This window comes from Parvimonas sp. D9 (genome assembly GCF_035282565.1).
GTDB lineage: Bacteria > Bacillota > Clostridia > Tissierellales > Peptoniphilaceae > Parvimonas > Parvimonas micra.
This window is the reverse complement of sequence record NZ_JAYKBM010000246.1, coordinates 1-243: the sequence shown is the minus strand read 5'-3', so window position 1 is coordinate 243 and position 243 is coordinate 1. Positions and strand designations below refer to the sequence as shown.

At 41.6% G+C, this 243-nt stretch carries 1 protein-coding gene; it reads left to right on the top strand.

From position 1 onward, the window contains the following. Positions 1-228 (top strand): kinase/pyrophosphorylase (locus tag VJI94_RS08745; protein WP_324009092.1); only part of this gene is annotated, 228 nt, incomplete at its 5' end. Positions 229-243 lie beyond the last annotated feature (15 nt).

Here is a 243-nt window from a genome sequence, read left to right as displayed (position 1 = left end):
TGTATCGGTTTAAAAATTGATCCCGACACATTGAATCATATCCGGAAAGAACGGCTGAAAACACTCGGGCTTGATGGTTCGGCAAGTTATGCGACCATTGAGCGCATCAAATATGAACTGGATTATTTTAATCAGATAGCGGAGCGGCTTGACTGCAAAGTGATTGATGTTACCAACAAAGCGGTTGAAGAAACGGCAAATATTATTATGGATGAAATGAGAAAGTAAAAGCGGCCAAAGGCG